Source organism: Chryseobacterium sp. MYb328 (assembly GCF_037572595.1).
GTDB lineage: Bacteria > Bacteroidota > Bacteroidia > Flavobacteriales > Weeksellaceae > Chryseobacterium > Chryseobacterium pennae.
In genome coordinates, this window is sequence record NZ_JBBGZQ010000010.1 from 20276 (window position 1) to 36455 (window position 16180).

The window sequence follows — 16180 nt, forward strand, 5'->3', positions numbered from 1 at the left end:
AAATTTATAATTTATTAAAGACAACCATGGTTTGAAACCGGAAGATAAAGCAAGCTTTATTCTGTAATAATTAATATTATTATACCACAAAGCTAGATTTTTGCCAAATGTATTGAAATTTCAGCTTAAAAAATGGTTACAGATTATGACTTTAATTCTCATCTGTAACCATTAATAAATCTATGCATAGTATCAAATCATACTATCAAGTATATATTTTTTACTAAAAAGTCTCATCACCATTTTTTCTAATACAATTCTAATAGCATTCTAAAGCTTTTCTAACGGCTAAAAAAAGCCAGCCTTACTACTTTTGCACTGTAAAAAATAAAGCACATGGACGCAGATCCCTACAGTAATTATCAATCTTAAAAGCTTTAGTTGTACTCACTTTTCCCGTACAGCTTTCAAGCTTTATAAAAAAGGAAAAGTTATGAATACATTTGAATTTACCCTTCGCTTATTAACTGCATCCTGTTTAGGCGCCGGCATAGGCTTCGAAAGACAGTGGCGTAAAAAAAATGCAGGCCTTCGCACCAATACTTTAGTTTGTATAGGCTCCGCAGCATTCGTCTTAATCGCCATCAGAATCGGAGGTGATGCAGCCGGAAGAATCACCTCTTATATTGTTAGCGGGATCGGATTCCTTGGTGGCGGTGTTATTATGAAAGACGGCCTTACCGTTCGGGGGTTAAATACTGCCGCTACTTTATGGTGTTCCGCTGCAATAGGAGCATTATGTGCGCTGGGATACCCTAAAGAAGCACTCATTACCGTCTTTTTCATTGTTTCCACAAATATATTTCTACGACCCACTTTATCTACTCAAAAGGAAGCCAGAAGTAAGAAACTGGCTATTAAGAAAAAGAGCAGTACAAAACCCAAAATCAGCAACAGTACCCAATTTTATTAAGATCATGAAAAGAATCACCTTAAGCGTTATTACCCTTTTTGCATTCTCCTGCAAGGACAATGTGCCTCAACAAGTCTCAGAACAGGAAATCACTCTGAAAGACAATCAGGTTACCATTCCTGAAAACAACCCTGTTTTAAAGAAAATTAAAACCATCACCGTCAGTGATCAGGAATACAATCATGACATTACTTCTGTAGGAACCATAGAAGCTATTCCTAACAATTACGCCGAAATAGCCAGTCCTTTTTCAGGAAGAATTACAAAGGCATTTGTCAATATTGGACAAAAGGTAAATGCCGGAAGCCCTCTTTTTGAAGTCCTTTCCTCTGGCTATCTGGATATACAGAAAGAATATTCCGATGCTTTGAATGAAGCTGGGTTGGCCGAAAAAAAATACAAACGCCAGCAGGATCTTGTAAAACATGGTGTGGGAATACAAAAGGAACTGGAAGAATCTGAAACTGAGTTTAGGAATAAAAAGATCTCCTTATCAAATGCATCTACTGCATTAAAGATTTACAACAGCCAGAGTAAGGGTTCCGGAGGTTTAATTGTAAGAGCCCCTATTGCCGGAGAAGTTATTTCCAACAAAATAGTTACCGGACAGTATCTCCGTGAAGATGCAGACCCTGTAATGGTTGTTGCTGAACTTTCCAAAGTCTGGATCTCCGGAGAAGTGAAAGAAAAAGATCTTCGGTTCATTAAAAACGGAGATCAGGTAGCTGTAAAAGTCAATACTTATCCGGACAGGGCCATTGCCGGAAAAGTATATCATATCAATGATTGGGTAGATGAAGCAACAAGAAGTATTAAGGTTTTAATACAATGTGATAATCCTGACAGAACATTAAAACCCGGCATGTTTGCTACCATTACCTACTCCACCGATTCTGAAAACACAATTATTATCCCAACCTCTTCGCTGATGCAAAAAGACGACAATCAATATGTCTGGATTAAAAGAGGAAAAAACCAATTTGTGAAACGCAATGTAACCACTGCTGAAGCTTCTGAAAAAACAGTAAAGATTACTTCAGGACTTACATCCGGAGATGAGATCATGACGACAGGAGGAATTTATCTGCTGGATGTAAAATAAATGTAAAATGAGGAAATTGAAGTTTCCCATAAAGTTAGATTATGAAAAAGTTATTAACAGTTTCCATACAGAAAAAATGGCTTATACTAGCCCTCTTTATATTATTAGGATTTTTTGGATACTATTCCTGGACTAAACTTTCCGTTGAAGCTTATCCGGACATTGCAGATACCACTTCACAGGTTGTCACCCAGGTACAGGGACTCGCAGCTGAAGAAGTAGAACAGCAAATCACTATTCCGCTGGAAAGAGCCCTTAACGGAATTCCGGGAATGCATGTTATGCGAAGCAAAAGTACTTTTGGACTTTCCATGATTACCATTGTATTTGATGACGGAATTGATGATTATTGGGCAAGACAGCGTATTCAGGAAAGGCTGGCTGAGGTTTCACTGCCTTATGGTGCCCAGCCGGGACTGGATCCACTGACTTCGCCTGTGGGAGAAATCTATCGCTATGTTATTGAAAGTGATAATCACAGTTTAAGAGAACTTACTGATCTTCAGAATTTCGTAATCATTCCGAGAATAAAACAGGTTTCAGGAATTGCGGATGTGACCAATTTTGGAGGAATAACCACTCAGTTTCAGATAGAATTAGATCCCAACAAACTGGAGCAATATGGTCTTTCTCTTTCGGAAATCATTGAAACCATCAGTAAAAATAACGCCAGTGCAGGGGGAAGTATGCTTCCCCGTGGAGATCTGGCCTATGTAGTCCGTGGGATCGGATTGATTAAAAATCTTGATGACCTTGGAAAGACCGTTGTAAAAACAGAAAAAGGAGTTCCTGTCTTTTTAAATGATATCGGAACATTAAAATACGGAAATCTGGAACGCAAAGGAATTCTCGGTTTTACCGACCGAAACAGAAACTACAATGAAAGTGTAGGTGGAATCGTCTTGTTATTGAAAGGACAAAATCCGTCACAAGTGTTAACAGGTGTTCATGAAGCAGTAGATGAACTCAACAAAAATATTCTTCCGGCTGGAGTAAAAATCCATACCTATCTGGATAGAACGGACCTGGTAAAGACTACTCTTACTACAGTTTCCCATACTTTAACGGAAGGAATTGTATTGGTGATTATTATATTAATTGTATTCCTTGGAAGCTGGCGGGGTGCTCTTCTTACAGCGATTACCATTCCTTTTTCACTTCTTATTGCTTTTATTTTAATGCATTTCACCAATATTCCTGCCAACCTTCTGTCATTGGGAGCCATAGATTTCGGAATTATTGTAGACGGTTCCATCGTAATGCTGGAAGCTATTTTAAGACAAAGAGAAGACCATCCAGAAAAGGAACTGGACGAAAAAACAATCATTCAAAAGGCCACTGAAATTGCGAAACCGATATTCTTTTCAGGAATTATCATCATTACGGCTTATCTGCCTTTATTCGCATTTGAAAGAGTGGAAAAAAAATTATTTACTCCCATGGCATTTACAGTAGGATATGCATTATTAGGTGCATTAGCCGTTGCTTTATTACTGATTCCCGGATTGGCTTATATGATTTACAGAAAGCCCCGAAAACTCTATCATAACCGATGGCTTGAAAAAGTAAGTAACGCTTATGGAAAAGGAATAGATAAAATCATGTCTGCTCCGAAAAAGATCTTTATTCCTGCAGGAATCGTATTGCTTGGTTCCGGAATTCTCTCCTACAGCGTAGGGAAAGATTTCTTACCTGAACTTGATGAAGGTTCTATCTGGCTTCAGGTACAGCTTCCACCTGGAATTTCCTTGAAAAAAGCTCAGGAAATGAGTGATTCTCTCCGTCTGAGAACAATGAAACACTCAGAAGTTACTTACATTATGGTTCAGGCAGGCCGTAATGATGATGGCACAGATCCATGGACGGCTTCTCACTTTGAAGTATCTGTAGGAATAAAACCCTACAAGGAATGGACATCAGGAAAAACAAAAGCAGACCTCATCAGAGAACTGGCAGAAGATTATAAAGAAATGCCGGGCTTTACCGTAGGTTTTTCCCAACCAATGATTGATGGTGTTATGGATAAAATATCAGGAGCGCACAGTGAACTGGTGGTAAAAATATATGGTGATGACTTCGCTGGAACCCGACAGGTGGCAGAAAATATTCTTTCCCTCTTAAAAACCGTTCCCGGCTCCGCAGATCTTGCCATTGATCAGGAACCTCCTCTTCCTCAATTGCAGATTGTGGCCGACAGAAATAAAATTGCCCAATATGGTTTGAATGTTTCTGATGTTACTGATCTTATTGAAACAGCCCTTGGAGGAAAAGCTGTCTCCCAAATTTTCATTGGTAACAAAGTATATGATATATCCTGCCGCTATGTGGAAGACAGCCGTAATACTCCTGAAAAAATCGGAAATCTGATGCTGGCTTCTTCTTCAGGAGCAAAAATTCCGCTTTCACAGATTGCCTCAGTAAAACTGAGTACCGGAGAAAGTACCATTACAAGAGAAATGAACAAAAGACATCTTACTGTAAAACTGAACCTTCGGGGACGTGATCTTACTTCATTTCTCAACGAAGCACAAAAGAGCATTGAAAAGAACATTCGCTACGATCATGAAAAATATCAGATCAAATGGGGTGGGCAGTTTGAAAACAAGAACAGAGCCTATTCAAGGCTGGCGGTTATTGTACCATTAGCATTAGCAGTGATGTTCCTATTACTGTATGGTGCATTTGGAACATTCAGACAGGCATTGATTTTAATGAGTATTATTCCGCTTGCTTTATTTGGAGGAATGCTTGCCTTGAATATCAGGGGAATGTCACTCAACGTTTCTTCTGCTGTAGGTTTCATTGCTTTATTCGGAGTGGCTATTCAGAATGGAGTGATTATGGTTTCTCATATCAATACCCTAAGAAAAAGTGGAATTCCGCTTAAAGCATCCGTTATTCAGGGAGCGAAGGACCGTTTCAGGCCTGTACTGATGACCGCTTCTGTAGCCATCATAGGATTATTACCCGCTTCTCTGGCAACAGGAATCGGATCAGATGTACAAAGACCTTTGGCTACTGTGATTGTATATGGATTAATGTTTTCCACATTCCTTACCCTATTTGTACTTCCTACCATTTATTATTTAGCTGAATATCGCTTTGACAAACAAAATACAACCTCTCATGAAATTTAATTTTTTAATCATATTATTCTGTACCGTTACCGGCATATTCATCAAGGCCCAAACAGAACAAGAGCCTATCTATTTTAATGAATATCTGAAATATGTAAAGGATAAAAACCTTGGCCTAGCCGCACAGAAATATAATGTCAGCATGGCTGAAGCCTCTATCCTCACCGCAGGAATTTTCCCGGACCCTCAGATTGAAATGGAAACCTCCAACAATGGGGTATCTAAAGATATGGGATATACCGTAGGAGGAGCTGTCAGCTGGACCCTTGAGCTGGGTGGCAAAAGAAAAGCCAGAATAGAAATAGCAAAGAATGAAGCTGAATATTCCAGGTTACAGCTACAGGATTATGTAAGAAATCTGTTTGCTGATGCTACTTTAGGATACATTGAAGCATTAAAAGCAAAGGCATTACTGAATGTGCAGAAAGAATCCTATCAGAGCATGCTTACATTAGCAAAATCCGACAGTATCCGATACAGATTGGGTGATATATCCAAAGTGACATCACAACAGACCCGACTGGAAGCTTCTTCTTTATTGAATGAAGTTTATCAGCTTGAAGGAGCCCAACAACAATCTGTTACAGCTCTATCCGATTTTATAGGAAGTGACTGTACCGGGAAAGATGTAAGTGGAAATCTTAATACATTCAACAGAAACTTCATATTGAATGACCTTATCACACAAGCTTTTAATGAAAGAGCAGACCTTCTGGCTTCAAAACAAAATATTAATACTGCTGCAAGCCGTGTTAAACTTGAAAAAGCCAACCGTATCATAGATTTAGGATTAAGTGCCGGTGCCGGACACAATACTGTTGCCAATAATGAAATTGCACCCTCTCCTGCTGTTAATACGGTAAAATTTGGAATCAGTGTTCCTTTGAAATTTTCCAATCACCGGAATGCTGATTTAAAAATTGCAGAAATAGGCTATTCACAGGCAGAAACGGAATACAGACAGATTGAAAACAATATCCGAATGGAAGTTACTCAGGCTTATCAGCAATATACTTCTGTACAAAAGCAACTCCAGCAGTTTGACAATGGAATATTAAAAGAAGCGGAAAACATACTGAAAGGCATTACTTACAGTTATCAGCGGGGAGAAAGCTCTATTTTAGAAGTTCTCAATGCCCAAAGGACATTTAACGAGCTTCGTCAGAATTATTTCCAGCTTTTAGCAGAAAACGCTTCCGCTTTAATAGAACTTGAGCGAAAAGCCGGAATCTGGGATATTGAGTTCTAAAAGAAAGGAAGTTAAAAGTTGGAAGAAGGAAGTTTATACTCGCTGAAAAATAACTGAATGCCATTAATTAGCCTTTTAAACCTTGAAATATTTTTAATAATAAACGATAAACTATCAAAGATACAACAGGAACTTCCAGCATCCCGCTTCTCGCTTTCTGCTTAAAAAAAGCCCTGAAAACTATATGATTCAGGGCTTTTGTTATTTCTTATACTGAGATTCATAGATATTGATCCAGTCTTTCACAGTCATTTTTTTGCTTAATTCTGCGATTAATTCAAAAGGGATATCTTCAGGTTTTTTGAAACGTACACAGGATTTTCCCATATCCAGTTTTTTTCTGGAATGTTTAGGATATTCGGCTACAAACCAATCCAGAAGGTCCGGTCTGGAATATAATCCCATATGATACAAGGCAATGAAATTCTTTTGTGAAGCCAGGTTAATAAATGGTAAAGGTGTACTAGGTGTACAATGATAGCCCGCAGGATAGGTTTCCAGTGGAACCACCCACCCTAGCATTCCATAATTGGTAGCTTCTTCAAAACCTTTTGGCAGGTTGTTTTTGATAATATCAAAAAGTTTTTTAAACGGCTCCTGTCTTTCTTCCGGAATCTTTGAAAGATAGTCTTCCAGTGAGTTTGATATGATTTGCATTTTCAGAAAGTTTTAGAGGTTTAAATTAAGAAATATTATTGATTATTAGACTGGAAGAAGGAAGAAGGAGACTGTAAGTTACCATTCAACATATAATGGCTGAAAATATCATAAATCAGTATAAATGGATTATATGATTATATGATTTTAAGATTTTGAGGACTTTCTTACCTTAAAAAAAGCAGCAGTACAAAAATGTACTGCCGCCCAACTTTATTTACACTAAAAAATTATTTCTTGATTGCTTTTACAGTAGAATGAGATCCATCCTTAAAGTGAAGAATCACAAAATACAGCCCCGAATTTAATTTGCTCAGATCAAGTTCTTTCGCAGAACCTTCCATTGTTTTCACAGTTCTTCCTGTAGTATCGGTTACAGTTACAGACTTAATATCTCTTGTATCTGATATATACAGAATATCTTTAAAAGGATTCGGATGAACGGATACTTTTTTCTCCTGACGGTTTACTTCCGAGGTACTTAGCTGAGCATTTTCAATGGTAAAATTCTTCACATAGAAATTATAATCCAGGTCTTCGTCTAGCGGTCCTGTACTTCCATAAAAAGCAAATATAGTATTTGCATTCGTAAAGTTAGCCAGATCGAAGGTATATTCATTTGATGTGTTAGATGGAGAATTACTTGAATCCCAGGTTTGCAGAATTACCCATGTAGTTCCACCATCATTGGAAACCAGGAAATGAACAACATCATCACTATCCATTGAAGAAGAAGCAGTACCTGAATAGGTAGTGATCCCGTAATTAAATTTCACTTTATATCCTCCTGCTGACAGGTTAAAGGCTCCCGTTTTCAGCCACCCTGTTCTATCCGAAGAAAATAAATTCATATGTGCTGAAGGTCCATTAGCTGAATTATTTAAAAAACTACGTGATCCCCAATAAAAAGAACCTGTACCTGATGGCCCAGTAGCCGGATCTCCTCCTACTAAATTATTAGCCCAGCATAATCCCGGAAAACTACTAAAATTATTAGTATAGGCAGGCACTAACGCACCACACTGTGTTGTAAATGATTTAACAAGAGACCATGAACTTTTACTTGTTGCCGTACTGCAATTGGCTCTTACCCAGTAATAATAAACTGTACTTGGAGATAAGTTATTCAAAGTATAAGAAGTTCCTGTCACATTGGAATGATTAGGGTTGGCGTTACTCGCAGGTACGGTTGAACTTGTGCTATAATAAATATCATAACCCGTAGTCTGATTGCTCGCAGGCACTGTCCATGATATTTGCGCTGAATTTGAAGTTACTCCTGTTGCTGCATCTGTAACAGGTGCCATACAATCTGAAAAAGCATCTGCAGAGAAAGCAAATATGTTAGGAATACCGGATCCTGAACTTTTGGTAACGGTAATACTCTGTATTGGCTTAGCCTGATTAGCTGCATCAATATTCAAAACGGATTGATACAGTCTTGGGTTGTTACTACTAGGATCTAAGATATTGTTATCCCTGTTAATTCTTCCAATTCCCTGAATGGCAAAATTAGAACCACTGTACCAGTCTGAAAGACTGACATTAGAGAATATTTGAGTTGTATTATCTGTGAAAGTCACTGTAGCACTTACGACTGATGTTCCACTACCACTTGTGGCAAGCATATACAGTTTAACAGCAGCTTTTGGAGTCGTAAATACCAAAGTTCCGCTCTCTCCGCTTGAAGCTAGTTTTAAAGAGTTATTAGCACTTAAATCTCCCAATTGATAAGAAAGGCCGGGAGTAGAGGCTACAACTGAATTGATGATTCCATCTGCAGGAAGACCATACGTGAGAGGAGTACTGGTAGAGGTCAGTTTAAAATCTTTCGCCACAAAAGCAAAAGATACCCCGTCTACATCAGACGTTGTAGAAACGGATGCCGATCCTATTCCATTAGCAATTACATCAGCTGTAAATCCAGATGCAATAGGCATCGTTTGAAAATTTTGAGCCGTAATAGAGACGGCTGAGAGAAGAGCAACTGCGGGAAGTACTCTAGAAAATAAACTTATTGTCATTTTTTTTATATTTAAATTGAAAATTAAGAAAAATATCAACATAAAAAACTTATTTTTAATAAATATTTAACAATTACATGAAATAATCTCAACATTCACATTAAAACCGTTAAAATAATCTACTCCGCAAGTGCATAATAAGCCGTTTCTTCCTGTTCTTAATTTTATTATTGGGAAATTAAATCCTATTTTTGTCATACAAATTTTTGAACAATGCCGAATATTTCAAACAGAGCACTGCATATGCCACCATCGCCGGTAAGAAAACTGGTTCCCTTTGCGTTACAAGCAAAACAAAAAGGAATAAAAGTATATCACCTTAATATCGGGCAGCCTGATATTGAAACTCCGGAAACAGCATTAAATGCTTTAAAAAACATCGATCTTAAAGTATTGGAATATGCACTTTCTGAAGGTAACCTGGATTACAGAAAAGCCCTTACAGAATATTATCATTCTTTAGGTTTTTCAGACCTTACCCCTGATAACTTTATTGTTACCAATGGAGGCTCTGAAGCACTAAACTTTGCCATTTCAACTTTGTGTGACGATGGAGATGAAGTAATCATCCCTGAGCCTTATTATGCTAACTATAATGGCTTCACCAGCACATTTGATGTGAATGTAGTCGCAGTTTCATCTACCATAGATACTGGTTTTGCTCTGCCTCCAATTGAAGAATTTGAAAAAAAGATCACCGAAAAAACAAGAGCAATCATCATTTGTAACCCAGGTAACCCTACAGGATATCTTTATACTCGTGAAGAACTTCAGAAACTTGCTGATATTGCTTTAAAATATGATATTGTAATCATCTCTGATGAGGTTTACAGAGAATATGTATATGACGGAAAACAACAGGTATCTATTCTTGATTTCCCTGAACTGAAAGAAAACTGCATCGTTATCGATTCAGAATCCAAGCGTTATTCTATGTGTGGAGTAAGAATCGGATGTATGGTAACCCGCTCTCAGAAAATCCGTAATGCAGCAATGCTTTTTGCACAGGCAAGACTAAGTCCTGTTCTTTTGGGACAGATTGCAGCAACTGCAGCTCACCAGAATGACGGAGCTTATATCAGAGCCGTAAGAGAAGAATATACTCACAGAAGAAATATTTTAGTAGATCTTTTAAATGCTATTCCAGGGGTCATCTGCCCTAAACCAAGAGGTGCATTCTACTGTGTTGCAGAACTTCCTGTAGATGATACTGAGAAATTTGCACAATGGCTGCTTGAATCCTACTCCCACAACAAGGAAACTATTATGGTAGCTCCTGCAGGAGGATTCTACAGTGATCCTGAATTAGGTAAAAAGCAGGTAAGAATTGCTTACGTACTGAAAGAAGAAGATCTTAAGAGAAGTGCTGAAATTCTGAAAAATGCTTTAAAGCAATACAGAGAAGAGTTTAGCCTATAAAATCATATCATGCCGACAACAAAAAATATATATCTGAAAATACTGTTTTCGATTTTTTTGCTGTCGGCATTTTTTTCCTGTGACCAGCAGAAATCAGAAAAATCTGCAATCAGTAAAAATCCGCGCGAAATTACCTTCATCGGACTATCCAATATAGGGGGAAGCAATGGATATTACAGAATCATAAAAGTCACTAAGGATTCAATCACTGCAGAAAAAGGAACCACCTCCAATAAAATGCATAAGGCATGGGCCTCGGCCATCAGTTCCGATACCTGGAAGCAACTCTCCTCATCCATCAGAGTTGAAGATCTTGATTATATAAAAAGTTCTCCAAGCCAACAATCGGTAGACAGAACAGATGAAGCTTTCCAGATCCGTACTCCGAAAAAAGCTCATATCTACATCAATTCATTTGTTGACACCATTCATTACAAACAGTTTCAACAACTTAAAGAACAACTAGACAAAATTCTTCCGAAAGAATACAAATAAAACATGCAAGAAAATTTTTCCTTACAGCCTTATAACACCTTTGGCGTTGCTGCCAAAGCAAAATACTTTGTTGAAAGTAACAACATCGAAGAATTAAAAGATGCCCTTACTTTTTCAAAAGAAAAATCTTTACCTCTTCTATTGTTGGGAGGAGGAAGTAATATACTGTTGACAAAAGATTTTGATGGTCTTGCCATTCAACTTAACCTAAAAGGAATTTCAGAAGAAGATCTTAATGAAAACGAAATTCTGGTTACCGCGAAAGCAGGCGAAAACTGGCATGAATTTGTGATGTACTGTCTGAATAAAAATTACGGCGGATTGGAAAACCTTTCTTTAATTCCGGGGAATGTAGGAACTTCTCCTATGCAGAATATCGGAGCTTACGGAATGGAAATAAAGGACGTATTTGTAAACTGTCAGGTACTGGATCTTGAGAATCTTGAGCTTAAAAATTTCAATCTTGAAGAATGCAGATTTGGTTACAGAGACTCTATCTTCAAACAGGAAGGAAAAGGAAGATATATTATTTTGGAAGTCACTTTTAAACTGACTAAAAAGGATCATCGCATCAAAACAGAATATGGAGCCATTACATCCGAACTTGAAAAAATGGGTATTGAAAACCCTTCTATTCAGGATGTATCCAAAGCAGTCATTACTATCAGGCAAAGTAAATTACCGGATCCTAAGATCATCGGAAATGCCGGAAGCTTTTTTAAAAATCCTACAATTCCTTTAGTTCAATTTGAAACGTTAAAAAGTAAATTTGACAATATTCAGGGATACCCTAACGGAAATGTGGTTAAAGTCCCTGCAGGATGGCTGATTGAACAATGCGGATGGAAAGGTAAGCAAATCGGAAATGTAGCTTCACACAAACTTCAATCTTTGGTTATCATTAATGCAACAGGTGATGCAACAGGTAAAGAGATTTTTGATTTCTCTACTGAAATTATCAATTCTGTAAAGGATAAATTTGGAATTGAACTTGAACGGGAAGTGAATATTATATAACATTCACATCAGATTATATAACAGAATTCCGGGTATTTTCCGGAATTTTGTATTCTTATTTAAATTTATTCTAAATAATCATTGGCCGGCATTATTATATTTTATAATTTTGCGGTCTGCTTATTTAGAATAAATAAAAAATGATTAGATCTTTATCTTTTGTTTTCTTTTTCATTTTCAGTACCCATTGGATACAGGCCCAAAATGAAAGTTCCCAATTGAACATCACTGTTTTTGATGAAAACAATAAAGAATTAGGAGGTGCTTCTGTTACCATCAATCAAACTTCCTTAACAACTGACAAAAATGGTCATACCGATATCTCGGTCTCTAATGGCAAATATCATGTAAAAATTGTTCATCCTAACTTTCAGGAAAAAGAACTGAATATTGATCTTGCTTCATCACAAAATATGATCATTACACTTCAGCCCATTAATAAGCTGGAAGAAGTAATTGTATTTTCAAAAGAAGGAAAGGGCCTAACAACCAAGTCTGTTATTGACAGACAGGCTATGCAGCATTTACAGCCTTCAAGTTTTACCGATTTAATGGAACTTCTTCCTGGTGGGCTTTCAAAAGTACCGGTCCTAAACTTAACGAATAAAGCTACACTTCGCGAAAATACAGGAGATTACATCGGTGATAAATACAATACCTCATCCCTCGGCGTTCAGTTTATGGTTGATGATAACATCATCAATTCCAACGCAGATATGCAGGTTTCAGTAGATAACAGGCAGTTTTCTGAAGGCCCAAGATATAGGGAAACGGCAACTTCCGGCGTTGATATGAGAACCATTTCCACCAATGATATTGAAAAAGTTGAAGTAATCCGGGGTATTCCCTCTGCAGCGTATGGAGATCTTACTTCCGGATTGATCAAAATTGAACGCAGGATAAAAGCAGCTCCACTTCAGGCAAGATTTAAAGCGGATGGATTCAGTAAGCAATATTACCTGAGTAAAGGCTTTAAGATTAATGATAAGTGGCAAATGAGTGCCAGTGCAGATTTCCTTGATTCAAAATCAAATCCCACCGATGATTTTGAAACCTACCAGCGTATTACAGCATCTGTCCGTTCGAAGAAAGTATCAACACTATGGTCAAAACCTTTAGAATGGAAATCTACTATTGATTTTTCTACTAACATTGACAGTAAAAAATATGATCCGGACAACGGATATCCACCAACAGATAAGTATGAATCCAATAATAAAAGAATCAGTTTCACCAATAATTTCATCTATCAGCTGGAGAAGAGTTCGTTTTTCAACAGATTAACGTTAAATACAGCCATTCGCCAGGGATTTGAAAAAATAGAACAGGTAAAGCTAATTCAATTATCAGGACCAAGATCTTTCTCCCTTGCTACAGAACAGGGAGAAAATGTGGGCTATTATCCGGATCTGCGCTATATTGCGGAATTCTCTACAGAAGGAAAACCTTTGGACATCACCGCTTTCTTACAGGCAAACGGTACAAAGAAAACCTTCGGAATTACTCACCAATACGAAGCCGGACTTGACTGGAAATATTCTAAGAATAATGGCCGGGGGCTTCAATATGACATGAAAACACCTCCGTCTGCCAGTACAGGAATTGCAAGACCAAGACCATACAATGCTATCCCAGCCTCAAGCCTGTTGGCTGCTTTTGTAGGGGATCAGATGAGCTATGCTATCAATCAGCATAAATTCACTCTATATGCTGGTTTAAGATTATCAAAAAACCTGGGAATAGACAACTCTTATGCAATCAGTAAAAAAGTCTTTGCAGAGCCAAGGTTAAATTTCCAATACAGCCTGCCCCATCTTATTATCAATGATTATCCTTTAAAAACAGATGTCACCTTAGGATACGGTCTTTTCTATAAGCAGCCAACCCTATTGATGCTGTATCCAAATAACGAATATTGGGATTATACCCAACTGAATTATTATCATAATGATGCACAATACCGGTATGTAAACTTTATGACGTACGTGCAGTCAAAGGAAAATAAAGAGTTACAAGCTGCAAAAAGCATCAAGAAAGAAATTCGTTTAGACCTTTCGTACAGGAATCATGAATTCTTTATGACCTATTTTAAAGAAAACATGACCAATGGATTCCGTAGTATGGACCAGACAGCTATCCACTCTTATAAACAATATGATGCCACAAAAGTAGATATAACCCAATGGACACCCAACGGACCGGATTTAACAAATGTTCCTTATGAAGTTAAAAATATTTTCGGAGCTTATTCTACTACGGAAAACGGAAGTGAGACATTGAAACAAGGGATTGAATTTGGATATACCTCTCCAAGGATCAAAGCAATTAATACAAGATTTACCTTTACCGGAGCATGGTTTAAGTCTCAGTACAGAAACTCTACTCCTATTATCTTTAAACCTACAGCAACCATCGGTTCAGAAATATTCCCTTATTACGGAATTTATAAAAATGATAACGGATATGTTAATTCAAATATAAATTATAACCTACTCATTGACACTTATCTTCCAAGTCTGGATCTGATTGTTTCAGCTTCTGTACAGGGAAGCCTGTATGATTATAGCAGAAATGACAGAAGAATTGCAGAGCCTGTTTCCTATTATGGAATGGATGGTGTCATACATCCTTTCACGGAAGCCGACAAAACTGATACCTACAAGCAATGGCTGATAAGAAATGTTTCTGTCTCTGATAATCTTGACAAGCTCTATACTTTTACTATGACAGGAAATATAAAGATTACCAAAAGTATTTACAAAGCTCTTCGTGCTTCCTTATTTGTAAACAGGCTTTTCAACTACAGCGCACCCTACACATTCAACAATGTAAAGGTGTACCGAAAAAGGATGAATACACCTTATTTCGGAATGGAATTAAACTACAATTTTTAAAATATAAAAAAATAAGTAACATGAAAAAAAGATTTTTACTATTAAGTTTTGTAGCCATGATGGGGACTGCATTTACAGTAACATCATGTACAGATGATGAATTCGGAGTACAGGCTGCAGGACAAAATGGTGTACTTACCCTGTCTTTTACTGGTGAAAATATTTCTATCTATGAAAAACTGGATATTGAAGCTATAGAAGTAAATACTGGAGCCACCACCAAAAGAACAAGCCAAAACGCAAATGTTATTTCCCTAGAGCTGCCTCATGGTTCTTATAAAATCACCGTAAATGGTAAGGTTGTCAACAATCAGCTCCAAACCATTGATGTTGCCGGAACAGCTAATGCTGATGTCGTCACTTTAATCAACGATGTTAAAATTCCTTTATTCTTCAAAACATTCCATGAAGATTTTATCATTGAAGAAATATTTTTTACAGGAATAAAAACTCCGGATGGTAAAAATTATAACTCAAGCCGCTATTTTAAAATTGTAAACAATACGAACAAGGTTCTTTATGCGGATAACCTGATCATCGCCAACTCAAGGTTCATGACCACTGAAGATGATAACCCTACCCCATATGATGTCACCAAATATTTTCCGGTAAAAGGAGTTCTGATTCTACCTACCGATCCGGAAGGAAAAATTAAAAAATATCCTGTAAAACCTGGTGATTTTATTGTGGTAGCAGATAATGCCATCAATCATAAGGCACAGACAAGTACAGCTTTTGATTTGCATAATGCCGACTTTGAATTTCCATCATCAGTTCCGGCACTGGGGCAGGTAGATAATCCGGATGTACCCAATGCAGATTTGGCCTATACTGCAGCAAACAATATGTTTACTATCCATAACAGAGGTTTTGAAAGTTTTGTGATTGCCCGTTTTCCAGCTGGTGAAACAAAGAATACCTTCCTGCAAAAAAACAAATACGATTACAGCTATATCTCTTCAGCAGGAACTGTTATGACAAGAAACGCGTATTCCATTCCAAATTCATGGATTATAGATGGGGTTAACAACAGTGTTCCTACAAAATTTGTACATCTTCTGACTTCTCCAAGCATTGATGCAGGATGGACTTCTGTAGGGAGTATAGACAGTGATCCAAACCGTTTCGGAAAAACCGTAAGACGTAAAATAATTGGAACAATGGGAGCAAATAGCAATCTGTATATGGATACCAACAACTCTTCCAATGACTTCATCAGAGATTCCGAAGCAAGTTTAAAAAATGGTATTGTTCATCCAAAATAATGTTACAC

The 16180-nt window shown here is 37.4% G+C and carries 11 protein-coding genes; 9 read left to right on the top strand and 2 right to left on the bottom strand.

From position 1 onward, the window contains the following. Positions 1–433 precede the first annotated feature (433 nt). From WH267_RS11615 to WH267_RS11630, 4 genes are read left to right on the top strand one after another with little or no spacing between them, the layout of a single operon-like run. Complete coding sequence (locus tag WH267_RS11615) at positions 434–913, top strand: MgtC/SapB family protein (protein WP_445223275.1); 480 nt, start codon at positions 434–436, stop codon at positions 911–913. A gap of 4 nt (positions 914–917) precedes the next feature. Further along, entirely contained in the window at positions 918–2015 is a 1098-nt protein-coding gene (locus WH267_RS11620) for an efflux RND transporter periplasmic adaptor subunit (RefSeq protein ID WP_340008361.1), read from the top strand. A gap of 41 nt (positions 2016–2056) precedes the next feature. Beyond that, entirely contained in the window at positions 2057–5152 is a 3096-nt protein-coding gene (locus tag WH267_RS11625; protein WP_340008363.1) for an efflux RND transporter permease subunit, read from the top strand. Then, positions 5142–6401: a TolC family protein gene (locus WH267_RS11630; protein WP_340008365.1), complete on the top strand. Its 1260-nt coding sequence runs from the start codon at positions 5142–5144 to the stop codon at positions 6399–6401. Before WH267_RS11625 ends, WH267_RS11630 begins: the two co-directional genes overlap by 11 nt. A 201-nt stretch (positions 6402–6602) precedes the next feature. Here the strand turns inward: WH267_RS11630 and WH267_RS11635 are convergent, their stop codons facing one another. Both WH267_RS11635 and WH267_RS11640 read right to left on the bottom strand, forming a co-directional pair. After that, entirely contained in the window at positions 6603–7058 is a 456-nt protein-coding gene (locus WH267_RS11635) for a DUF1801 domain-containing protein (RefSeq protein ID WP_340008367.1), read from the bottom strand. Between the two features lie 230 nt (positions 7059–7288). Next, positions 7289–9082, bottom strand: a complete 1794-nt coding sequence (locus WH267_RS11640; protein WP_340008369.1) for a T9SS type A sorting domain-containing protein — start codon at positions 9080–9082, stop codon at positions 7289–7291. Positions 9083–9295: 213 nt separating this feature from the next. Here WH267_RS11640 and WH267_RS11645 point away from each other — a divergent pair, with 213 nt between their 5' ends. The 5 genes from WH267_RS11645 to WH267_RS11665 all read left to right on the top strand — a co-directional run bounded on the left by WH267_RS11645 (position 9296) and on the right by WH267_RS11665 (position 16172). Next, positions 9296–10501, top strand: coding sequence for a pyridoxal phosphate-dependent aminotransferase (locus WH267_RS11645; RefSeq protein ID WP_115968705.1), 1206 nt, complete (start codon positions 9296–9298; stop codon positions 10499–10501). Positions 10502–10510: 9 nt separating this feature from the next. After that, positions 10511–10996: a hypothetical protein gene (locus WH267_RS11650; RefSeq protein WP_340008371.1), complete on the top strand. Its 486-nt coding sequence runs from the start codon at positions 10511–10513 to the stop codon at positions 10994–10996. Between the two features lie 3 nt (positions 10997–10999). Beyond that, complete coding sequence (gene murB / locus WH267_RS11655; RefSeq protein ID WP_340008373.1) at positions 11000–12013, top strand: UDP-N-acetylmuramate dehydrogenase; 1014 nt, start codon at positions 11000–11002, stop codon at positions 12011–12013. A gap of 140 nt (positions 12014–12153) precedes the next feature. Beyond that, positions 12154–14907 carry a TonB-dependent receptor gene (locus tag WH267_RS11660; RefSeq protein ID WP_340008375.1) on the top strand — a complete coding sequence of 918 codons (2754 nt, stop codon included), beginning with the start codon at positions 12154–12156 and terminating at the stop codon, positions 14905–14907. Positions 14908–14927: 20 nt separating this feature from the next. Next, the gene (locus tag WH267_RS11665; protein ID WP_340008377.1) at positions 14928–16172 is read left to right on the top strand and encodes a DUF4876 domain-containing protein; all 1245 of its coding nucleotides are present in this window, start codon (positions 14928–14930) and stop codon (positions 16170–16172) included. Positions 16173–16180 lie beyond the last annotated feature (8 nt).